This window comes from Candidatus Thioglobus sp. (assembly GCA_028228555.1).
Taxonomy (GTDB): domain Bacteria; phylum Pseudomonadota; class Gammaproteobacteria; order PS1; family Pseudothioglobaceae; genus Thioglobus_A.
The window spans coordinates 16,884-40,026 of the sequence record JAOJBP010000009.1; the positions used below are offsets into that span (position 1 = coordinate 16,884).

Genomic DNA, 23,143 nt, shown 5'->3' on the forward strand with positions numbered 1-23,143 from the left:
CTTTGATTCAAGCCACCAACAATTTTCAAATTATTGGTGGTGAGCATCGAGGTAGAAAGTTTAACTTTCCAGATGCGCCAGGGCTAAGACCCACACCTAACAAAGTTCGAGAGACCTTATTCAACTGGATTCAGTTTCAGTCTAGTAATAAGGTTTTTTTAGATTTGTTTGCAGGTAGTGGCGCACTTGGTTTTGAAGCTCTTTCTCGAGGTGCTAAAAAAGTTATCAGCATCGAAAAAGACTCGAGCGCTTTTAAGAGTTTAGAAAAAAATCGGAAAAACCTAAGATCCGACAAAATTCAAATTATTAATGCTGATGCTTTGGACTTTTTAAGCAATAAAACTACGCAAGTCTTTGATTTTGTCTTACTTGACCCGCCTTTTCATCAAAAATTACTAGAAAAAGCGCTAAAAAAGCTCTCAAAAGGTGGTTTTTTAGCATTAGGCAGTCAAATATATATAGAATCTGAATTTGAAATAACTGATATTTTCTTGAATCAAGAAATTTCGCAAAAAATCAAAATCAACAAACAAAAGCGCTCAGGACAAGTACACTACTGCTTAATTGAAGTATTATGAATCTAATTCACTACTAAATTTCTTATGACAAAAAAAATCGCTATCTATCCAGGCTCATTTGATCCAATTACCAATGGTCACATTGATCTTATCAAGCGTGCAAGCAAACTATTTGACGAAGTTGTTGTTGGTATTACTCAAAATAGTAAAAAAACAGCTTTCATAAACATTGATGAACGTATCAGCTTATCTAGCGAAATTTTAAAAGATATTGATAATGTCAAAGTACTAAGCTTTAATACATTGTTAGTAGACTTTGCTAAAGAACAGAATGCTCAAGTAATCTTGCGTGGATTGCGAGCTGTGAGCGACTTTGAATATGAATTTCAATTGTCTGGTATGAATAAACACCTAAATTCAAATATTGAAACTCTGTTTATGACGCCAGCAGAGCAATATGCCAACATCTCTTCTTCACTGGTTCGAGAGATTTTATCTCTTGGCGGTGATATCAGTCACTTTGTCCCTAAATCGGTCGAAATCTTACTAAAAGAACGTCTTTAATTTTTTTACCTTTTTCTGCTTGAATTAGAAATACTCACCCCTATATAGGGTGTATATCAAATTACAAGGAGCAAAAAAATGTCAAAGATTATAGGTATTGACTTAGGAACAACTAATTCATGTGTGGCCATTATGGATGGTGGCACGGTTAAAATTATTGAAAACTCAGAGGGTGATCGTACCACCCCATCAATTGTTGCCTTTCCAAAAGATTCTGACGAAGTTCTAGTTGGTCAATCAGCTAAGCGTCAAGCGGTCACAAACCCTGAAAATACATTGTATGCAATTAAGCGTTTAATTGGTCGTCGTTTCGATGAGGATGCTGTTCAAAAAGATATCGATCTTGTTCCATATAAAATTGTTAAAGCAGACAATGGTGATGCCTGGGTTGAAGCTAATGGCAAAAAAATGGCTGCTCCTGAAATCTCAGCAAAAATTATTGGTAAGATGAAGAAAACAGCTGAAGACTACTTAGGTGAAACAGTCACTGAAGCAGTGATCACTGTTCCAGCTTACTTTAATGATTCACAGCGTCAAGCGACTAAAGATGCTGGCAAGATTGCTGGTCTTAATGTTAAGCGTATTATTAACGAGCCAACAGCGGCAGCATTAGCTTATGGTGTTGATAAATTAGTCGGTGATAAAACAGTTGCAGTTTACGATTTAGGTGGTGGTACATTTGACGTATCTATCATTGAAATGGAAGATGTTGATGGTGAAAAACACTTTGAAGTGTTATCAACCAATGGTGATACATTCCTAGGTGGTGAAGATTTTGATCAGCGTATTATGGATTATTTAGTTGATGAATTTAATAAAGAGCAAGGTGTTAATCTTAAGAACGATCCAATGGCACTTCAGCGCTTAAAAGAAGCGGCAGAAAAAGCTAAGATTGAATTATCATCTTCTGAGCAAACAGAAGTTAACCTACCTTATGTAACGGCTGATGCTTCTGGCCCTAAGCACATGAATATTAAGATTACACGTGCTAAATTAGAATCATTGGTTGAAGACTTAATTAAGCGTTCAATTGATCCATGTCAAACAGCATTAAATGACGCTGACCTTTCAGCAAGCGACATTGACGAAGTTATTATCGTTGGTGGCTCTACACGTATGCCAAAGGTACAAGAAAAAGTAAAAGAATTTTTTGGCAAAGAGCCTAAAAAGGATGTTAACCCTGATGAAGCAGTTGCTATGGGTGCTGCCATTCAGGCAGGTGTATTAGGTGGTGATGTTAAAGATGTATTGTTACTTGATGTCACCCCGTTATCTTTAGGTATTGAGACAATGGGTGGCGTAATGACTAAGCTTATCGAGAAAAATACAACCATTCCTACGAATGCTTCTCAAACTTTTTCAACAGCAGCAGATAATCAATCAGCAGTAACAGTTCATGTATTACAAGGTGAGCGTGAAATAGCCAGTGCCAATAAGTCACTAGGTCAATTTAACTTAGAAGGTATTGATTCAGCACCTAAAGGAACGCCACAAATTGAGGTTACCCTAGATATTGACTCTGATGGTATTTTGAATGTTTCTGCTAAAGATAAAAATACTGGCAAAGAGCAATCAATCACAATTAAAGCCTCTAGTGGTTTAAGTGATGAAGAAGTTGAAAAAATGATTAAAGATGCTGAAGCAAATGCTGATGAAGATAAGAAATTCCAAGAATTAGTCACTTCTAAAAATATGGCGGACTCTTTAATTTATTCAACTAAGCAAACATTAGAAGAACTTAAAGAAGAAGTTTCTGAAGATGAAAAAACAGCTATTGAAGCAGCAATTAGCGAACTTGAAGAAGCTATTAAAAGCGATGACAAAGAAGCAATTGATGCCAAGTCACAAGCATTAACGCAGACAGCTCAACCATTAGCTGAAAAAGCACAAGCTAAAGCTGGTGCAGCAGATGGTGGAGCTTCTGAAGCAACCGATGCAGGTGATGATGTAGTTGATGCAGATTTTGAAGAAGTTAAAGACGACAAGTAATCTTTAAAATATAAATTAATCACTAACCTTCTTCAGATCTATGCATTTGAAGAAGGTTTTTTAACTTTACATAAGGTAGTTCATGTCAAAAAAAGATTTTTACGACGTTCTAGGTGTTGATAAAAACGCAGATAAAAAGCAAATTAAAAAAGCTTATAAGCGACTAGCGATGAAACATCACCCCGACCGAAATACAGATAACAAGGAAGCGGCTGAAGAAAAATTTAAAGAAATTCAAAAAGCTTATGCTATTTTATCTGACGAACAAAAACGACAAACCTATGACCAATTTGGCCATGCTGGTGTTGATGGTAGCGCTGGCGGTGGTTTCGGTGGTGGCGGTGGCGGCTTTGGCGGAGGTGGTTTCGGCGATATCTTTGGTGATATATTTGGCGGTGGTGGTCGCCAACAGGCTGATAATCGTGGCTCTGATTTACGCTACGATTTAGAGATTGACCTCAAAGAGGCAGCTGAAGGGACTACGGTCAAAATTCGAATTCCTAAAAATGAAACTTGTGAGCCTTGTTCTGGAACAGGCGCCAAACCGGGTACCAGTGTTAAAACTTGTGCTTCATGTGGTGGCGTAGGTCAGGTACAAATGCAGCAAGGGTTTTTTACAGTTCAGCGCCCTTGCCCAACTTGCTCTGGTACTGGTCAAAAAATTGAATCTCCATGTGGGTCATGTCGCGGTCAGGGTGTAGTTCGCAAGCAAAAGACCCTATCAGTTAAAATCCCTGCCGGGGTTGATACAGGAAATCGCATTCGCCTTAGTGGTGAAGGTGAGGCCGGTGTTCGCGGTGGACAAAGCGGTGATTTGTACGTAGAAGTGCATGTTAGAGCGCATGAAATATTTCAACGCGAAGGTAACGACTTATATTGCGAGGTACCAATCGATTTCACCACAGTGGCATTAGGCGGCTCAATTGAAGTGCCAACACTGGGTGGAAAATTAAAAATTAAAATTCCAGCAGGGACTCAAACTGGCAAACAATTTAGACTAAGAGGCAAAGGTATTACCGCTATTCGTCATGGTGGAACTGGTGATTTAATTTGTCAGGTTAAAATTGAAACGCCCGTTAACTTAAGTAAAAAACAAAAAGAACTTTTAGAGGAGTTTTCAGGTACCTGTAGCAAGAAACATCATCCTGAATCAGACTCATTTTTTGGTAAAATGAAATCATTCTTCGAATAAAAAACAATAGGAACCAGCGTGAAAATTAAGCAAATTAAAGCAAGAGAAATCTTAGACTCTAGAGGAAACCCCACCATTGAAGCAGACGTTATTCTCGATGACGGCACTATTGGTAGTGCTATGGTACCGTCTGGTGCATCAACGGGTCAACGAGAAGCTTTAGAATTACGCGATGGGGATAAATCTCGTTACTTAGGCAAAGGTGTTTTAAAGGCAGTAGAATTTGTCAACACTGATATTAATGAGGCCCTAATTGGCTTTGGTATTGAAGACCTTGGAAAGATTGACCAAGCTATGATTGATTTAGATGGCACTGAGACCAAATCACGACTTGGTGCAAATTCAATTTTAGCGGTATCTTTAGCGTCAGCTCATGCTAATGCAAATAGACAGCATAAGCCATTGTATGACTCTCTTGATCAAGGTGATGATTACAAGCTTCCCGTGCCTATGATGAATATTATTAATGGTGGCGAGCATGCTAATAATAGTGTTGATATTCAAGAGTTTATGATTATTCCTGCTGGGGCGCCAAGTTTTAAAGAGGCGTTACGCTATGGCGCTGAAGTGTTTCATCACCTAAAATCTGTTTTAGAAGCTCAAGGTATGAATACTGCTGTTGGTGATGAAGGTGGTTTTGCACCTGACCTTGCTTCTAACGAAGATGCACTTAAAATTATCTTAGAAGCGATAAATAATGCAGGCTATGTTGCTGGTAAAGATATTTTTATTGGCATTGATGCAGCGAGTTCTGAATTTTATGAAAATGGTATGTACAATTTAGTTTCTGAAAATAAATCCTTAAACTCTCAAGAGTTTGTTGATTATCTAGCCAATTGGGTTGAAAACTATCCTATTATTTCAATCGAAGATGGTATGGATGAAAATGATTGGGAAGGCTGGGATTTACTTACCAAAAAAGTTGGTGATAAAGTACAACTAGTGGGTGATGATCTTTTTGTGACCAATAGCAAAATTTTAAAACAAGGCATTGATAACAATATTGCCAATTCAATCTTAATCAAAGTTAATCAAATTGGTACTCTTACTGAAACTTTCGCTGCCATGAAGATGGCTGCAAAAGCAGGATACACATCGGTTATGTCGCATCGATCTGGTGAAACTGAAGATACAACTATTGCTGATTTAGCAGTAGCAACTGGTTGTGGCCAAATTAAAACAGGCTCTTTATCACGCTCAGACCGATTAGCAAAATACAATCGCTTATTACGTATTGAAGAAGAATTGGGCGCCAAAGCAATTTACACAGGACTTGATGCTTTTAAACATTTGAATTAAACTAAGCTTTAATTCATTTAATACGCCACAACTTATTGGAATCACTTTCGACTTTCTGGCTTAGTATCTTGTTATTTGGCTTGATACTAGCCTCTGCTTTTTTCTCATCTGCCGAAACTTCAATGATGGCAATTAATCGCTATCGCCTAAAAGCTTTAAGTCTGACTAATAAAAATGCAAAAAGAACTGAGCATTTACTTCAGGACACAGATCATCTAATTGGCACCATCCTTCTCGGCAATAACTTTGTTAATATCTTTGCCTCTAGTATTGCAACTATTTTGGCTATTAAACTCTGTGGAGAAGACTCTATTGTCTTAGCATCATTAGCACTTACTTTTGTAATTTTGGTATTTGCAGAAACCACACCCAAAACTTTTGCAGCTAAAAACCCTGAGAAAATCGCCCTCCCTGCTTCTATAATTATCAAATTTTTGATTAAGCTATTCAAGCCTTTTGTTTGGACGATTGCACAACTTTCAAAGCTCATTCTAAAGCTTTTCGGTATTCATGCTGATCAACAAAATCACAATATTAGTTCTGAAGAGTTACGCATGGTGGTGAGTGATGCAAAACCCATCATTGCTTCGAATTATCAAAAAATGTTACTTAATATTATCGACCTAGAAAAAGTTAAAGTTGAAGATATTATGATTCCTAGACATGAGTTAATTAGTGTGGACATCAATAAGCCTGATGAAATCCTAAAGCAACTTGAGCGCATTCAGCATACACGCCTACTTACTTACGATAATTCTAGTGACAACATCACGGGTGTTTTACACATGAGAGATGTTGTAAATCTCTATGCTAAGGGAGAATTTAAAATAGATAATGTTTTATCGCTAGTTCGTGCTCCATATTTTGTGCCTGAAGGGACTTCTCTTGCACATCAGCTTGAGCATTTTCAAACACAAAAAAGACGTCTAGGTCTTGTTGTCGACGAATATGGAGAGGTTCGAGGTTTAATTGTACTCGAAGATATCTTAGAAGAGATTGTTGGTCAATTTACTTCAAATCAAAATGAGCGCTTTGATGAAGTTAGTCTACAAGAAGATGGGAGTTATTTGGTTGATCCTAGAATAAGTATGCGAGAGTTAAATGCACTGCTTAGTTCAAAGCTTTCAACCTCGAAAGCTAAAACTTTAAATGGCCTTATTTTAGAAGAGTTACAAGCCATTCCAGAGCGCGACGTTAGTCTAAAAATTGGGGAAATATTAGTAGAGATCTTGCAAATTTCTGATAAGACCATAAAATTAGTTAGGCTTACTAAACTAGATTAAAGACTCGCCCATTCGAACAATCTGTCCAGCACTCAAATTTAACTTATTCTCTTGATTTGGCATTAACATAACAATGGTCGAGCCCATATTAAAGCGCCCCATTTCCTCACCTTTTTTAAGCTCAATATTTTGATTTGTATAGTCAAAATTCTGAACCTTCTTCTGATAAGGTGGATTAATTTGACCTTCCCAAACTGTCTGCATAGAGCCCACAAAGATAGCGCCCACTAGTACAAAAGCACATAAGCCAAACTGAGTTTGGAAATAGCATACAACTCGCTCATTTCTTGCAAAAAGATTATCAACACCTTCGGCAGTGGCCTTATTTACCGAAAATAAGTCACCAGGAATATAATCCATGGATACTAACTTGCCGTCAAAAGGCATATGAATACGGTGATAGTCTTTGGGTGATAGATAGATTGTAGAAAAGTAGCCTGACTCAAATTGATCCGCCCTATAATCCCCACCAAGTAAGGCCGAAACAGTATAGTAATGATTTTTTGCTTGAAAAATAGTCGCGTGACTAATCTCACCAGATTGTGACACCGCTCCATCAACAGGGCATACAATATTAGCAGAACCAATTTCACGCGCCTCTGGTTTTAACGCGCGAGTAAAGAAATCATTAAAGTGCTGATAATCCTCTACTTTTTCACGAACCGCTTCAGATAAATTTACCTGGTATGACTTAACAAACCAATGTGTAAATTTATTTTTAAGCCAAACATTTTCAAGTCGAGCGAAACGGAACATAAGCTTTGATAGCGCATGCTGGGGAATAATATATTGCCACCAAATCATAATTCTTCCTTAAAAAATCTAGTTTAGTTGAGATTGAATAAAAGCTAACGCTTCGTCATAGTTAACTTCAAGCTTTTGCGCATTATTTCTTGCCTTATATTCAACCATGCCATTATCAGCATGTGTATCACTAAGAACAATTCGATGAGGAATACCTAATAATTCCGAGTCTGCAAACATAATACCTGCTCGCTCTTTTCTATCATCTAATAAAACCTCAATACCTTCATCTAAGCATTGCTGATATAAATTATCGGCCAAATCCTTAACTCGAGTAGATTTATTGTAATTAATTGGCACAATAACAACTTGGAAAGGTGCAATTGCCTCAGGGAAGATAATACCTCGATCATCATGGTTTTGCTCAATCGAGGCTGCAATAACACGAGTAACACCAATACCATAACAACCCATGGTGGTGGTGACAGCCTTGCCTGATTCACCAATCACATTAGCTTTCATGGCTTTAGAGTATTTATCACCTAACTGAAAAATATGCCCGACTTCTATACCGCGTTTAATAATTAATTTTCCTTGACCATCTGGAGATTTATCCCCTTCAATGGCATTACGTAAATCTGCCTCAACAAATTCAATATCTTGCCAATTTACACCTGTGAGATGCTTATCCCACTCGTTAGCGCCACAAACGAAATCACATAAAGCGCTAGCTGAATAATCAACTATAAGCTCGATATCTAAGCCTTTAACGCCAATAAAGCCTTTTTTCAACCCTAACGATTTAATATCATCATCAGAAGCTAATTCAAATTCACCCAATAAATTCTGCGCTTTAATTTCATTAAGTTCGTGGTCACCTCGAAGTGCTAATGCTTTGAACCCACCTGCCAATTTAATAATTAAAGTTTTAATGCAGATTGATTTTTCAACAGATAAAAAATCAGCTACTTCTTCAATACTGGTTTTTTTCTTAGTTAAGATTTCATTTTCTTGGGCTTTAGACGAACACATATTGGCTTGCTTAGAAAAAGCTACTTTTTCAATATTAGCAGCATAGTCAGACTCATCTGAAAAACAAATAGCATCTTCACCACTTTGTGCCAATACATGAAATTCATGCGACGCATCGCCACCAATAGATCCTGAATCTGCCAACACTGCACGATAATCTAAGCCTAGGCGATCAAAAATATTACAATATGTTTGATGCATTGCATCATAAGTTTTCTGCAACGACTCTTGATCTAAATGAAAAGAATAAGCATCTTTCATGATAAATTCACGCGAACGCATAACGCCAAATCGAGGACGAATTTCATCCCTAAACTTTGTTTGAATTTGATAAAAACTCATTGGTAATTGCTTATAGCTTCGAATGTATTGAGCCGCTAAATTGGTGATTACTTCTTCATGAGTTGGACCCATACAAAATTCTCGACCATGACGATCATTAAAACGCAGTAACTCTGGACCATACTCATCCCAACGCCCTGACTCTTGCCAAAGCTCGGAAGGTTGTGTTACTGGCATTAATACTTCTTGGGACCCTGCTTTATCCATTTCTTCACGAACAATGGCTTCCACTTTTTTAAGTACTCTCACTCCCATTGGCAGGTAAGAATACAAACCAGAAGCTAGCTTAGAAATAAGACCGGCTCGAATCATTAACTGATGTGAAATAATTTTAGCGTCATTTGGCGCTTCTTTCTGAGTTGGAATTAATAGTTGTGTGGTTTTCATATAAAATGAAGTGATGGTTTTAAATAATTGTGTTAATTTTACCCGAGCAGCCTTATTATGATTGAGATTCAAACACTATTAATTTACGCCGTCCCTGTCTTGTTTGCAATTACGGTTCATGAAGCCGCACATGGCTGGGTAGCCTCTCTGTTAGGGGATCATAGTGCAAGAATGATGGGCAGAGTCACCCTTAATCCAATTAAGCATGTCGATCTGGTTGGTACAATTATTGTTCCGGCTTTTTTATACTTTACTGCCGGATTCATTTTTGGCTGGGCAAAGCCTGTTCCTGTTAATTTTAGAGCCCTTAGGTCACCAAAAAAAGATATACTTTGGGTAGCAATTGCCGGCCCTATGAGTAACTTTATCATGGCGACATTATGGCTGATTGTTATCTTTGCCGCCATCAACACTGGATCTCAATTCTTGGCAGACATGGCGCAAGTTGGCATTCAGATAAATTTATTACTAGCAGTATTAAACCTACTACCGCTCCCCCCTCTTGATGGTGGTCGCGTTGTGAGCTCACTACTACCGCAAAAACTGGCTTATCAGTATGATCAATTAGAGCCTTATGGTTTGTTTATATTGCTTGGTTTATTATTTTTAGGCGTCTTTCAAACTGTTATTTTACCGATAGTCAAACTCATTCAAAATTGGGCTTATACTTTAGTTGGTCTGATTTAAAACAGCTTATAAAAAGTAAGTCTTGAATTAGCTTAATTTCTTTCTAAGCAGTTGGTTGAGTAATTTTGGATTAGCCTTGCCTTGGGAAGCTTTCATCGCTTGTCCGACAAAAAATCCTAAGATTTTTTCATTTCCTGACTTAAACTGTTCAACCTGAGGTGCATTATTGTCAATTATTTCATCAATAATTGCTTCAATTGCACCTGTATCAGTTACTTGTTTAAGACCTTTGGACTCAATAATAGCATCTGCAGAACCATCACCATCCCACATAGCTTTAAAGACATCTTTAGCAATTTTTCCTGAGATAGTGTCGTCACCAATACGTACAATTAATTGTGACAAGTCGTTTGCAGATATAGGAGAATTTTCAATATCCAGCTGATGCTTATTAAGCGAAGCAGACAACTCTCCCATCACCCAATTTGCGCATAACTTGGCATTTTTTTCATTATCTTTGAGCATAGTTTCAAAATAATCTGCCAAAGACTTTTGTGATGTTAGTATATCTGCATCATATTCGTTTAAACCTAATTCAGCTATAAATCGCGCTTTTTTCTCTACTGGAAGCTCAGGTAGGCTAGCCTTAATAGAAGCTATCAGTTCATCAGTAATTTCAACAGGTAATAAATCAGGGTCTGGGAAGTAGCGATAATCGTTCGCTTCTTCTTTTGAGCGCATAGAACGAGTCTCATGCTTAACCGCATCATATAAACGCGTCTCTTGGACCACCGAACCGCCCTCCTCTAAAATATCTTGCTGACGCTCCACTTCTAAATTAATAGCACGTTCTAAAAATTTGAACGAATTGATGTTTTTAAGCTCTGCTCGCGTTCCCAACTTTTCTTGACCCATAGGACGAAGCGAAACATTGGCGTCGCAACGAAATGAGCCTTCTTGCATATTACCATCACAAATACCAATATATTGCACTAAAGCATGAATTTTCTTAGCATAAGCCACTGCCTCTTTGGCACCACGCATATCTGGCTCTGAAACAATTTCAAGCAGTGGCGTGCCAGCACGATTTAAATCTATTGCTGTATATTCATTAAACATGTCGTGCACTGACTTGCCTGCATCTTCTTCTAAATGAGCACGTGTCACGCCAATTACTTTAGTTTCATCACCTATTTTAATCTCAATTTCACCTTCACCAACAATCGGCAAATCCATTTGTGAGATTTGGTATCCCTTAGGTAGGTCAGGATAGAAGTAGTTTTTTCGATCAAAAATATTACGCTGGTTAATATGCGCATTAACTGCTAAACCAAACTTAATGGCTTTATTAACAGCTTCTACATTCAATACAGGCAACACACCTGGCAAGCCCAGATCAACTGCACAAGCTTGAGAATTTGGTGCCTGGCCAAACTGCGTACTGGCAGATGAAAAAATCTTAGATTTAGTACTTAACTGGGCATGAATTTCCAAGCCAATAACTGTTTCCCATTCCATGTTAATTCTCCTGTGGCATCTGCTGATGCCAATCAGTTTGTTGTTGGAACTGGTGGGCAATATTAAGTAATTTTGATTCAGACCAATAGTTACCAATCAGCTGCAAGCCAACTGGTAGTTTATTGGAGAATCCTGCCGGGATACTCATACCAGGTAAGCCTGCAAGATTTGCACTGAGCGTGTAAATATCAGCCAAATACATAGATACTGGATCTTTTACTGAGCCCAAATCAAATGCGGTTGTTGGAGATACAGGCCCCATAATGACATCAACCTCACCAAAGGCTTTTTTAAAGTCCTCGCTAATTAGATGGCGTGTTTTTTGGGCCTTTAAATAATAGGCATCGTAATAACCTGCTGATAAAGCATAAGCACCAATCATAATTCGGCGTTTAACTTCAGCGCCAAAAGCCTCTGAACGTGAGCGTAAATATAAATCTTCTAAATTTTTAGGATTATCACAACGATAGCCATAACGCACACCATCAAGTCGTGACAGATTTGATGAGCACTCACAAGGTGCGACAATATAATAAGTAGGAATAGCGTAAGCAGAATTAGGCAGGGAGATCTCTTTAACAGTTGCACCCATGGCCTCAAACTCTTTGACTGCATTCATAACCTGAGATGCCACACCATCATCCAAACCTTCAGAGAAAAACTCCTTAGGTAGGCCGATGGTTAAACCCTTGATAGAATCATTCAAATTAGCCGTATAATCTGGCACTTCTTGCTCAGCAGAGGTCGAGTCTTTTTCATCAAAACCAGCCATTGCATTTAAAACAATAGCCGCGTCTTGAGCTGTTTTAGTCATCGGCCCTGCTTGATCTAAGCTCGATGCATAAGCGATCATGCCATATCTAGAAACACGTCCATAAGTTGGTTTTAGGCCTGTGATGCCGCACAAGCTAGCAGGCTGGCGAATAGAGCCGCCCGTATCTGTTCCTGTAGCAAAACAGCTTAACCCACCTGCTACAGCAGCTGCCGAGCCACCCGATGATCCGCCTGGAATTTTATCGGTATTCCATGGATTTTTAACGGCGCCATAAAACGAGTTTTCATTACTCGATCCCATGGCAAATTCATCCATATTAACCTTGCCCAACATAACTGTGTCGGCCTGATTTAGTTGATGAGAAACTGTAGCGTCATAAGGTGAGATAAAATTATCCAGCATTTTAGAGCCAGCTGAGGTTTTAACCCCTTTTGTGCAAAAAATATCTTTATGCGCATAAGGAATACCTGTCAGAATATTAGCACTACCTGCTGCGATTTTTTCATCAGCCATTTGTGCTTGACTCATGGCCAATTCATCAGTCACCGTGATAAAGGCGTTTAAATCTGACTGCTTAATTCGATCTAAATAATGCTGAGTAATCTCTACCGATGAAAATTCTTTATCTTTAAGGCCTTGCGCAAGCTCAGCAATGGTTTTCTTATGGATGCTCATCTTATTCGATCACCGTTGGCACTAAATAATGTTTATTGCCCGTTTTTGGCGCAATAGATTGAAATAAATCTGCTTGGTCATGCTCGGTTACTACATCTGCACGCAGGCGCTGAGTCATGTGCAGTGGATGAGCCATAGGCTCAATATCGTCTGTATTAATAGCGCCTAGCTGCTCAGCCAAGCCAAGAATAGCGTTTAAATCTTTGGTGTTTTCTTGAAGTTCACCAGCGCTTAATGACAAACGCGCCAAATAAGCAATTTGAGTAACTTGCTGTTCAGACAACGACATAATTACAACATTGGAATCTTGTTAAAGATTCTAAGTGGCTTAGAGAATGAAGAGCGTAATATGTTTAAATCACGTTGCATCCATTGCATAGAAGTTTGCATATCTGTCATATTTTTGTTCATTTCTTCCATATTAATAAGCATTGGCTCTAATGAATCCATTTTCACGCTAACATGCGTTAAATCAACCGCAATAGAATCTAATGCATTTAGTTTTAATGCAATGACGTCCATATTTTTACCAACCTTTGAAAAGCTCTTTTGCATTTGAGCGACAGATGTCGTCATTGAATTAACATTATTTGAAAGTTTTTCAATACTACCCACCATGGATGACATGTTGCTAGCCATTTTTGGATCCATAGCATCAGCAAGGCGTGTCATGTCAGTGGTGATTGTATAAATAACAACAAAGAAGCCCATGATAATTGCACTAAAAACAGCCAAAGCTGGCAAGAACATACGTTCGAATTTTGAATCAGTGCGCTTATCTGCATTTTCGAGCATTTTTTCCAAATCAGAAATGCTTGAAGTAATCATCACTTCATCGTCTTTGATTGGTGCTTTTTTTTGCTTACTATCTGTCATTTACTACCCTTATATTATGGTTAACAAAAATCCCCAATTACTTGATCTAGCTTCTCTTTTTGATACTTATCACTGATGTATGATTCACCTAATTTTTTCATTAAAATGAGTCGAATATTGCCATCAATCACCTTCTTATCAACGCTCATAGCTGATAAGAACTCAGAAGCGCTAATTTTACCGTCTACACTGATTGGTAAATTAGATTTTTCTAATAAATCTTGAATTTCAGATACCTCTTGGCTAGTTAAATCACCTTCTAGTTGTGATAGTTTCGCCGCCATTAACATCCCTACAGAGATCGCTTCACCATGTAAAAATACCCCGTAGCCTAGTGTATTTTCAATAGCATGGCCAAAAGTATGACCTAAATTTAATAAAGCTCTTTTGCCAGATTCCAACTCATCTTGGGCAACAATATCAGCTTTATCTGAACAAGATTGATATACTGCTTGAGTGATCAAATCCTTATCTCTATTCATTAAATTATGGATATTATCTTGTAAAAATTTTAAAAAATCACGATTTCCTAGTAATCCATATTTAATAACCTCAGCCATGCCTGCTGCATACTGTCTATCATCCAAAGTATCCAACGTATCAACATCGATTAGTACACATTTTGGCTGATAAAATGCACCAATCATGTTTTTTCCTAAAGGATGATTAACGCCTGTTTTTCCGCCGACACTAGAGTCAACCTGAGAAAGTAGTGTGGTTGGAATTTGAATAAAATTTACACCGCGCTGATAGCTACTAGCAGCGAATCCTGTCATATCACCAACAACACCGCCACCCAAGGCGATTAGGGTACATGAGCGGTCAAAACGATTCTCCAATAAAGCATCAAAAATTAAATTCACTGTGTCCAGTGTTTTATATTGCTCGCCATCAGGCAAAACAACATCAGCCACTTTAAATGAACCAAATAATGACTTAATCTGCTCTAAATAAAGAGGGGCTACTGTTGTATTGGTAACAATCATTACCTGCTTACCAGTAATGTGCTTAGTGAGTAATTCTGCCTCAGATAATAGCGCCTGACCGATATAAATCGGATAAGATTTAACGCCTAAATCAAGCTGTAGTGTCTTCATTAGGCGTACTCTCGCTTTTCACCATCACCAGCAACATTCTCAATGCAACGGCCGCACAATTCAATATGCTCAGCATGCTGACCAACATCTTCACGATGATGCCAACAGCGCACACATTTTTCATTTTCTGATTTACTCACTTTAACAAATACACCTTCTAATGCTTCAATACATTCATCAGTTTTGTCAATCAATGGATGAATACGTGCATCTGAAGTAATAAACACAAAGCGAAGTTCATCGTCTAGTTGATCTAAAGCTTGATAAATTTTCTCATCACAATACAAATCAACTTGCACATCTAACGACGAACCAATCGTTTTGTCACTTCGCATGACTTCCATTTGCTTACGAATGAATGGGTTAATATTTCTAGCAGTATCAATAGCAATATTTTCATAACCCACTGACAGTTCTTCATACCATTCGCTTAAGAAAATACTTTGTGATTTTTCATTAGGCATATTTTGCCAAATTTCCTCAGCAGTAAATGACAACACAGGAGAAAGCCAACGAACCATTGTCTCAAGAATATGATTAAGCGCTGTTTGGGCGCTTCGTCTTGCTCTAGAATCTTCTTGAGTGGTGTATTGTCTGTCCTTGATGACGTCCAGATAAAATCCACCCAAATCATTGCTACAAAAATTTAGAATAAGTTGCATGGCATGATGAAAATTATATTGCTCATAAGCTTTTAAAATTTGCACTTGTAGGTCTGCTGTTGTAGACACAATCCACTTATCTAAATCTAGCATATTATCAAACGCGATTGCATTTTGTACTGGGTTAAAACCACTAGTATTTGCCAGCATAAAGCGCATGGTATTACGAATACGTCGATAAGAATCTGCTGAACGATTTAGAATTTCATCAGATACAGTCATCTCACCGGTGTAATCAGTAGAAGCAATCCATAAGCGTAAAATATCAGCGCCTAAATTGTTCACTACTTTTTGTGGGCTCATCACATTACCCAACGATTTGCTCATTTTCTTACCGTCTTTATCAACGGTAAATCCGTGGGTTAATACTTGCTTATAAGGCGCCTTGCCGTTGATTGCTACTGATGAAATAAGAGATGATTGGAACCAGCCTCGATGCTGATCAGAGCCTTCTAAATATAAATCAGCAACATCAGACAAGCCTGTCCTAGCTTTAAGAACAGCAAAATGACTCACGCCAGAATCAAACCAAACATCTAATGTGTCAGTGGCTTTTTCATAATCCTGCGCATCAGCCCCTAATAAATCTTTAATATCTGTTTCAAACCAAGCCTCAATCCCTTCTTTTTCAATCATTGCTGAAATACTAACAAATAATTCTTGAGTATTTGGATGCAGCTGCCCTGTTTGTTTATGAGTAAACAATGTGATTGGAACACCCCAAAATCTTTGACGCGAAATACACCAATCAGGGCGATTACCCACCATCAACTCGATACGCTTCTTGCCCCAATCTGGAATCCAGTCTACCTTTGGAATTTCTGCATTAACCGCATCTCTTAATCCATTGTCCTGCATAGAGACAAACCATTGTGGTGTAGCTCTAAAAATAACCGGTGTCTTATGTCGCCAGCAATGAGGGTATGAATGTAACAATGGCGCATGTTTAACCAGCGTATTAGTTGACTTTAAAATTTCAATAACACTGGCGTTTGCTTTAAAAATAAATTGACCAGCCAATAGCTCGGTATCGTCAAAAAATACACCGCGGCCATCAACCGGACAATTAACAGGTAAGTCATATTGTTTACCAACAACAAAATCTTCTTGTCCATGCGCCGGCGCGGTATGAACTGCACCAGTACCGGCATCAGTAGTTACATGCTCACCTAAAATAATTGGCACTTGCTTGTCGTAAAACGGATGTTGTGCTTGCAAACCTTCTAGATCACTACCGGTAAAAACTGCAGAAGTGATATTAGCTTGAAGCTCATAACGTGCTAAAGCATCTTGAGCTAAATCTTGTGCTAACAATAAATACTCATCACCAGTATCTGCTAATACATAACTCATTTCAGGGTGAAGAGCGACAGCCTCATTGGCAGGGAGTGTCCATGGTGTTGTGGTCCAGATAACCACAAAAACTGGCTTATCAACCTTAAATATACTGCTATCAATAATGCGAAATTTAACATCAATAGCATCTGATTGCTTATCTTTGTATTCTACTTCAGCCTCTGCCAAAGCTGAGCCACACTCAGTACACCAGTGAACAGGTTTATAGCCTTTAGATACATGGCCGTTGTCAACAATTTTCCCTAAGGCACGAACAATGTCTGCTTCGTACTGGAAGTCTTTGGTTAAATATGGATTATTCCAGTCACCTAAAATACCCAAACGCTGGAAATCAAGCTTTTGTTTAGCGACTTGAACATCGGCATATTTTCGACATTCCGCTCTAAATGAATTGGCATCAATTTTTACCCCAGCCTTACCCTTCTTTTTTTCAACATTTAGCTCGATTGGCAAACCATGGCAATCCCAGCCTGGCACATAAGGCGCATCAAAGCCAGATAAAGACTTAGATTTAACAATAATATCTTTTAAAACTTTATTAACAGCATGGCCAATATGAATGTCACCATTCGCATATGGAGGGCCGTCATGTAATGTAAATTGAGGCTTACCTTGATTATGCGCACGGATTTGACCATACAAATCATCGTCTTGCCATTTTTTAAGAAATCCACCTTCACGATTTGCAAGATTTGCCTTCATGGCAAACTTAGTGGCAGGTAGGTTTAAAGTAGATTTGTAATCAGACATTAGCACTAAAAAGTATAAAAACTAAAAAACACCATTATACGTGATAGGCTTGGTTTTTTGAAAACGAAAATTAAGAGTTAAGCATGATATATAGCTATTTTATCAATGACAAGTAAAGCTTTAAAAAACAACCAGTACGCCTGAAGATGGTGCAAAAATTGCCACCACTCTCAATATTTTATTGATGTTTAATTATCTCGAAATTGTGGCTAAGAAAATAACCTAGAATTAATCAAATTCTAGAGAGTTATTTTCTAAAGATTTTAAATCGTCTACCAATAACAAAAATAATAAAGCTAACAATTGCTAATGCAACCATTAATAGGCTCATGTAAAACACCGTATCAGCGTTAAGTTCGTTCATAATCATTGTCGTTTTCCTGTTTTCTTTTTAACAACAGCATTCTATCAACAATGTAGGAATAAATATTTGACCTAGGTTAACTTTTTAAATATTAGCCTAGAGTTTGGCCGCATCAAGCAACAATCTAACCTGTCCAGGTTTTAAATAGTCATATTCATTAGCTCTAAGATTTTCAGGCAGGCGAATTTCACCATAACGAATACGGATTAAACGTGACACTTTAAAACCTAAAGACTCCCAAAGTCTTCTAACCTCTCGTTTTCTACCCTCTCTAAGCACCACTTTATACCAACGATTAGCGCCTTCACCACCCCCAATAGTTACTCTAATAAATTTAGCAATTCCGTCGTCCAATTCAACACCGGTGGTTAGCTGTTTAATATCTTCACTTTCCACTTGACCTAATACTCGAACAGCATATTCTCGATCAATTTGCGAACTTGGATGCATGAGTTTATTGGCCAAATCACCATTATTAGTAAACAACAACAAACCAGAAGTATTAAGATCCAAACGACCCACCATAACCCATCTAGACTCTTTAGGAAGTAAGCTATAAACACTCTTGCGCCCTTCATCATCTTTATTAGAGCAAATTACACCAGCTTGTTTATTAAGAATAAGTACTTTAGTTTCTTCTTCTTTATAACGCTCAAGATCAATACTTCTGCCATCAATTTTTACCTTATCGGTTATCTCGCACTTGTCGCCAATTTGAGATGTCTTATTATTGACCTCAATACGCCCTTGCTCAATAAGTCTTTCAGCCCATCGACGTGAGCCATAACCTGCTGTTGCAATTAGTTTTTGTAGTCTTTCAGCCATAATAAATTTCTTGTAATTTGTTAGTTATAATTAGTATGTAATACCCATTGAATCTCTCACTTCTTCCATGGTTTCCTTGGCGACACCTCGTGCTTTTTGAGAGCCTTCATGAATAATTTGTTTAATTAAATCTGGATCTGCTTGATACTTAGCAATACTCTCTTGCATAGGCATAAGCTCAATCTGAATCGCTTTAATGACCGGCTGTTTACATTCCACACAACCCATCTTAGCATTCGTGCAACCATCAACAACCCAGTCACGCGTCTGGCTATCTGAGTATATTTCATGCAATTGCCAAACAGGGCATTTATTCGGATCACCTGCATCAGTCAGTTTAATACGCGCAGGATCTGTTGGCATGCGCTTAACTTTAGCCTCAATTTCTTCAGATTTATCTCTTAAAGAAATAGTATTGCCATAAGACTTACTCATTTTTTGCCCATCTAAACCTGGCATTTTTGATGCCTTGGTGAGTAAAGATACTGGCTCCGGCAAAATAATTTTTCCAGTGCCCTCAATATAGCCTGCTAAACGCTCAAGATCACCCAGGGTGATATTTTGCTGCTCTTGTAGTAAAGCTTGAGCTTTAACTAAAGCTTCATCGTCACCCGTTTCTTGATAAGCCTTGCGCAATGAACGGAATAACTTAGCTGGTTTTTTGCCCATTTTGCCAATAGCGGCTTTGGCTTTTTCTTCAAAATCTACTTCACGACCATAGATATGATTAAAGCGCCTGGCGACTTCACGAGTCAGCTCAATGTGTGCAACCTGATCTTCACCAACTGGCACCAAACCAGCTTTGTACATCAAGATATCTGCACTTTGCAATAAAGGATAGCCTAAAAATCCATAGGTACCGAGATCTTTAGTTTGCAGCTTAAGTTGTTGATCTTTATAAGAAGGTACGCGCTCAAGCCAGCTTAGTGGCGTGGTCATGGATAATAATAAATGCAACTCAGCATGCTCTGGCACTTTTGACTGAACAAAGATCGTTGCTGTATTTGGATTAATACCAGCTGCAAGCCAATCAACCACCATTTCTATCACATTTGCTTCAAGATCAATTTTGTCTGAATAATGCGTGGTAAAAGCATGCCAATCAGCTACAAAAAAGTAAGAATCATACTCATTTTGTAGCTCAAGCCAATTTTTTAATACACCGTGAAAATGGCCCAAATGCAGCTGACCTGTTGGTCGCATGCCGGATAAAACTCGATTGTCTTGCATTGCTCTAGCGTTAAGTTAATTAACGCGCATTATACCAAGGCTGTCTAAGCTTGTGCGTAAAGCGCAAGCCCGTCTAGAACTAAATTTGGTTTGATTTGAGTTTGCTGATTGAGCCTAATCCCAATCATCTTGGCATCACCACCTGTTAGGATAATTTGTAAATCACCATACTGATTCAGATAGCTGTTAATTTGCTCATTAATCACACTCATCAGCATCTGTGCTGTGCCATATTCCCAGGCATCAGTCGTATTGTTAGCGCTCTGGCGCAACAACAACTGTTTTGATTCACTAGAAAATTGCCCAAAACTACGGCGTAAAACACCCAAGCCCGGCATAATTAATCCGCCTCTGTGTTGGCCATCAGCAAGCACCAAATCAAACGTCAGTGCACTACCTGCATCAATAATAAGGCATGTTTGATTAAAATACTGATCCATGCTTGCAATCATTGCCAAGAAACGGTCCACTCCTAGATCTTGGGGCATTTCATAGGCTGAAATAAATCGCCCAAAAGCTGGTTCTGATTCAACAAATACTGTATTTTTTAAGCTTTTTAAAATAGATCGATCACCAACACAGCTGACAAAAATTTGATCAGCCTCGGGTAGAAACTCAGCACTAAAGTCTGAAATTAAAACAGACTCATAGCCCCCATCAAACAGCCATTTAATGGCGGTATTGCCAATATCTATAAATAAATTAGGCATATGCCAATACAATGCTTAGTAATACAGATCTATCCACGGATTATCCTGGTGAGTTTAGCACCCTGTGCATCATTAAGTGTAATTTGATCATCCTCATGCGCAATTTCTATCGTAGCCAGGCATAATGATTTTGCGTCTAATTTTACACGACGCACAACAACGCCTGACGCTTTAGCTGAGCTTGAACTCAAAGCAAATAGCTTATCACCTACCTTTAAATCATCTTTACACTCAAACATGCGAAGTCTGCGCTTAGATTTACCTAGATAATGCAAACGTGCCACCACTTCCTGGCCAGGATAACAACCCTTGGTAAAACTTACACCTACTTCATCAATATCCAAATTTAACAACTGCGGTACAAATTGCTCAGAAGTGTCTAGCGTTACTTCAGCTATACTATTTTCAACACAAGATTTTTCCCAGATATTCTCATCCACCAACTCAACAGCATCTAGCGTTTCAACCAAGGCCACAGACTGCTGATTATTAAGCTTAAAAGCACCCTTAAAATCTTCATCAATAATACCCAGCTGGATCATGTCATTACTTAAATCACTAATCTGTACATCTGACATCATCTTAAACATGGTTAGTCGTTTAATGATTACATCCGCTAAATCTATCGGAAATGACAAATAAAAGCTTTCATTTTTTTTCATCACCCAGATCAGCGCAATAATCTTACCCTGATGCTGACAATAAGCATTTAGCTGAACAACTCCTTGTTCTAAAGTATTGATATCATTAGAAAATTGGCCTTGTAAAAAGCTTTGGACATCTTTTCCAATGAGCTCTAAAAGGGTTCGATGGTTTAATTGACAGATCATATTCTTAAGATAGATAAAAAACACCTATTTTAAACCAATTTTCATTAGACGAAAAAAAACCCCAGACCAAAGTCTGAGGTTTTAAGTACTTAACTTAAGAAGTTAAGTTAACTGTTTTCTAAATAAGATTTAGAATTTAACAGATAGCTCAAGATCTAAAGTTTCAGAGTCGTTTGCAGTAGCATCACCATCAACTTCAGTGTATGTTGCTTCAAAAGTTGCGCCACCAGCTAATGCACGAGTAGCAACAAACTTCATTACGTCAACATCTTTAGAAGCTGAGAAATCATCAATGGTAATTAACTTAGCTTGAATAGTGTTGCCAGCAACAGTAGTCTTAAGACCAAAACCAGAGATATCATCACCAGCAGCCATACCTGTAGCACCGCCAACATTGTATGCAGCAGCATCACCAAGGTATGAATCACCAGAAATAACTGCAGCAGAATCTGCATCAACCTGTGCATAAGTTAGCTCAACACCAGAAACTGTTGTTGAAACTTGAACTGACTGCTTATCAGCGTTAGCAGTATTGCTATCTAAGTTATGAAATGCAACATTTACACCAGCGATATCGCCAGAAATCTTAACTTGATCTTGGTGAGATTCATTCTTGAATGAAACATTTGCACCAGCAACAGTACCTGCTAAAGTAACACCTGTACTTGCATTAGCAGTTTCGCCAGTTACAGTAACTGAAACACCAGCCATTGAAGTTGCTAATGAGTACTGTCCAGATGCACGATCAGTATCTTTTGACATTAATGAGTCAGAACCATTCCAAGTACCAGACTTAATAGTTACATCAGCAACCTTAGTTTGCATCCATACATCTTCAGTAGTAAATTTAGAACCTTCAGTATTATCACCGTCAGTTTCGTCTTGGTTGAATTCCATATGAACTGAAGTATCGCCAGACTGACCTTTTACATATAAGTTAGTCTCATGCTTAACATGGTTAGTTACAGTAGTACCGTTACCAGCATCTTTGTTAGTGTAGTTTACTTTCATTGCACCAGAGATAGAAATGTCAGCCATTGCAGCTGTACCCATAGTTGCTGCAACTGCAGCGATTAGTAATTGTTTTTTCATTTTAAAACTCCTAAATTTATAATTTATGCTAGATTGCTCTAGCGCTTTTCTCAACAATGTTGTCAAGATGGTGCGTATTATAAGGATATGATTTTAAAAGTCAACACTTATTTGCAAAAAAAATACAAAAAAATGCAAATATACTACAAATAGAGTGCTTTTAACCCCCTAAAACCCTCTTTAAAGCCTTTTATGGCGCTGTTTTAACGGTTTTTTTACCTAAATACTACATTTGTGTAAAAATATTGCAAAAAAGCCAAATGACTATAAAACCTTGTTAATAATGGATTTTTGATTGGGTTTAATTGTTATTTATCTTATACATATAGATTGTAAATATTTAAAACCTCAAAAGTCGGACGAAAAAAAACCGAGAACAAGTCTCGGTTTTTATATCACTAATAGT

20 protein-coding genes are annotated in these 23,143 nt (G+C 38.0%); 7 read left to right on the forward strand and 13 right to left on the reverse strand.

Features of this window, described 5'->3' with window-relative positions:
- The first annotated feature begins 2 nt into the window (after positions 1-2).
- The 6 genes from rsmD (at position 3) to N9Y32_05440 (ending at position 6,845) form a co-directional block, all read left to right on the forward strand.
- Entirely contained in the window at positions 3-578 is a 576-nt protein-coding gene (gene rsmD / locus N9Y32_05415) for a 16S rRNA (guanine(966)-N(2))-methyltransferase RsmD (protein MDB2590452.1), read from the forward strand.
- A 24-nt stretch (positions 579-602) separates the two neighbouring features.
- Entirely contained in the window at positions 603-1,082 is a 480-nt protein-coding gene (coaD, locus tag N9Y32_05420; protein MDB2590453.1) for a pantetheine-phosphate adenylyltransferase, read from the forward strand.
- A gap of 78 nt (positions 1,083-1,160) precedes the next feature.
- A complete protein-coding gene (gene dnaK / locus N9Y32_05425) occupies positions 1,161-3,071 on the forward strand; it encodes a molecular chaperone DnaK (GenBank protein MDB2590454.1) in 1,911 nt (636 codons plus the stop codon).
- Positions 3,072-3,153: 82 nt separating this feature from the next.
- Positions 3,154-4,263 carry a molecular chaperone DnaJ gene (dnaJ, locus tag N9Y32_05430; GenBank protein MDB2590455.1) on the forward strand — a complete coding sequence of 370 codons (1,110 nt, stop codon included), beginning with the start codon at positions 3,154-3,156 and terminating at the stop codon, positions 4,261-4,263.
- An 18-nt stretch (positions 4,264-4,281) separates the two neighbouring features.
- The gene (eno, locus tag N9Y32_05435; protein ID MDB2590456.1) at positions 4,282-5,562 is read left to right on the forward strand and encodes a phosphopyruvate hydratase; all 1,281 of its coding nucleotides are present in this window, start codon (positions 4,282-4,284) and stop codon (positions 5,560-5,562) included.
- Between the two features lie 35 nt (positions 5,563-5,597).
- Positions 5,598-6,845: a CNNM domain-containing protein gene (locus tag N9Y32_05440; protein MDB2590457.1), complete on the forward strand. Its 1,248-nt coding sequence runs from the start codon at positions 5,598-5,600 to the stop codon at positions 6,843-6,845.
- On the opposite strand, the gene asd is transcribed toward N9Y32_05440, so the two are convergent.
- Together asd and N9Y32_05450 are read right to left on the reverse strand one after the other, a co-directional pair.
- Positions 6,837-7,649, reverse strand: a complete 813-nt coding sequence (gene asd, locus N9Y32_05445; protein ID MDB2590458.1) for an archaetidylserine decarboxylase — start codon at positions 7,647-7,649, stop codon at positions 6,837-6,839. The genes N9Y32_05440 and asd overlap by 9 nt on opposite strands.
- Before the next feature lie 18 nt (positions 7,650-7,667).
- Positions 7,668-9,350, reverse strand: coding sequence for a proline--tRNA ligase (locus N9Y32_05450; protein MDB2590459.1), 1,683 nt, complete (start codon positions 9,348-9,350; stop codon positions 7,668-7,670).
- A 57-nt stretch (positions 9,351-9,407) separates the two neighbouring features.
- On the opposite strand from N9Y32_05450, the gene N9Y32_05455 reads away from it, so the two are divergent.
- A complete protein-coding gene (locus N9Y32_05455) occupies positions 9,408-10,037 on the forward strand; it encodes a site-2 protease family protein (protein MDB2590460.1) in 630 nt (209 codons plus the stop codon).
- Between the two features lie 27 nt (positions 10,038-10,064).
- Here the strand turns inward: N9Y32_05455 and gatB are convergent, their stop codons facing one another.
- The 11 genes from gatB to N9Y32_05510 all read right to left on the reverse strand — a co-directional run bounded on the left by gatB (position 10,065) and on the right by N9Y32_05510 (position 22,737).
- Positions 10,065-11,495 carry an Asp-tRNA(Asn)/Glu-tRNA(Gln) amidotransferase subunit GatB gene (gene gatB, locus N9Y32_05460; protein MDB2590461.1) on the reverse strand — a complete coding sequence of 477 codons (1,431 nt, stop codon included), beginning with the start codon at positions 11,493-11,495 and terminating at the stop codon, positions 10,065-10,067.
- Between the two features lies 1 nt (position 11,496).
- Positions 11,497-12,939: an Asp-tRNA(Asn)/Glu-tRNA(Gln) amidotransferase subunit GatA gene (gene gatA / locus N9Y32_05465; GenBank protein MDB2590462.1), complete on the reverse strand. Its 1,443-nt coding sequence runs from the start codon at positions 12,937-12,939 to the stop codon at positions 11,497-11,499.
- 7 nt (positions 12,940-12,946) lie between these two features.
- Entirely contained in the window at positions 12,947-13,234 is a 288-nt protein-coding gene (gatC, locus tag N9Y32_05470; protein MDB2590463.1) for an Asp-tRNA(Asn)/Glu-tRNA(Gln) amidotransferase subunit GatC, read from the reverse strand.
- A gap of 2 nt (positions 13,235-13,236) precedes the next feature.
- A complete protein-coding gene (locus N9Y32_05475) occupies positions 13,237-13,821 on the reverse strand; it encodes a hypothetical protein (protein MDB2590464.1) in 585 nt (194 codons plus the stop codon).
- Positions 13,822-13,841: 20 nt separating this feature from the next.
- Complete coding sequence (aroB, locus tag N9Y32_05480) at positions 13,842-14,918, reverse strand: 3-dehydroquinate synthase (GenBank protein MDB2590465.1); 1,077 nt, start codon at positions 14,916-14,918, stop codon at positions 13,842-13,844.
- Positions 14,918-17,686: an isoleucine--tRNA ligase gene (ileS, locus tag N9Y32_05485; GenBank protein ID MDB2590466.1), complete on the reverse strand. Its 2,769-nt coding sequence runs from the start codon at positions 17,684-17,686 to the stop codon at positions 14,918-14,920. Before ileS ends, aroB begins: the two co-directional genes overlap by 1 nt.
- Positions 17,687-18,146: 460 nt before the next feature.
- A complete protein-coding gene (locus N9Y32_05490; GenBank protein ID MDB2590467.1) occupies positions 18,147-18,875 on the reverse strand; it encodes an rRNA pseudouridine synthase in 729 nt (242 codons plus the stop codon).
- Positions 18,876-18,905: 30 nt separating this feature from the next.
- On the reverse strand, positions 18,906-20,105 hold the full coding sequence (locus N9Y32_05495) for a tryptophan--tRNA ligase (GenBank protein ID MDB2590468.1): 1,200 nt from the start codon (positions 20,103-20,105) through the stop codon (positions 18,906-18,908).
- A gap of 44 nt (positions 20,106-20,149) precedes the next feature.
- Entirely contained in the window at positions 20,150-20,815 is a 666-nt protein-coding gene (locus tag N9Y32_05500; protein MDB2590469.1) for a type III pantothenate kinase, read from the reverse strand.
- A gap of 29 nt (positions 20,816-20,844) precedes the next feature.
- Positions 20,845-21,645 (reverse strand): folate-binding protein YgfZ, encoded by an 801-nt coding sequence (locus N9Y32_05505; protein MDB2590470.1) that lies wholly within the window; start codon positions 21,643-21,645, stop codon positions 20,845-20,847.
- Positions 21,646-21,774: 129 nt separating this feature from the next.
- Positions 21,775-22,737 carry a hypothetical protein gene (locus N9Y32_05510; protein MDB2590471.1) on the reverse strand — a complete coding sequence of 321 codons (963 nt, stop codon included), beginning with the start codon at positions 22,735-22,737 and terminating at the stop codon, positions 21,775-21,777.
- Positions 22,738-23,143: the final 406 nt, after the last annotated feature.